Origin of the sequence: Xanthomarina sp. F2636L, assembly GCF_026410195.1 — a bacterium.
In the GTDB taxonomy this organism is placed as follows: domain Bacteria; phylum Bacteroidota; class Bacteroidia; order Flavobacteriales; family Flavobacteriaceae; genus Xanthomarina.
Genome location: NZ_JAPMLM010000032.1, coordinates 1 through 285, shown reverse-complemented (window position 1 = coordinate 285; position 285 = coordinate 1). Strand labels below are relative to the sequence as shown.

1 protein-coding gene is annotated in these 285 nt (G+C 42.1%); it reads right to left on the bottom strand.

Features of this window, described 5'->3' with window-relative positions; all coding sequences use genetic code 11:
• The coding region (locus tag OS191_RS00145) for an HYR-like domain-containing protein (RefSeq protein ID WP_267153683.1) at window positions 1–285 on the bottom strand (285 nt) is incomplete at both ends.

Below are 285 nucleotides of genomic sequence, written 5' to 3'. Positions count from 1 at the left end.
AGAATCAGAACCAGTTACAGAACCAGAGCCATCACAATTATCTGTCCAACCAAGGTCTGTCATGGCTGGTACATCATCGATACACTCAACAGTAATAGCAGCCGGTGCAGCATCAAATACTGGACTTGTTGTATCTTGAATAGTTATAGTTTGAGTAGCAGAAGCTGGATTACCACAAGCATCTGTATAGGACCAAGTACGAGTAATAGTTCCTCCACAAGTATCACCAGATAAAGCAGAATCAGAACCAGTTACAGAACCAGAGCCATCACAATTATCTGTCCA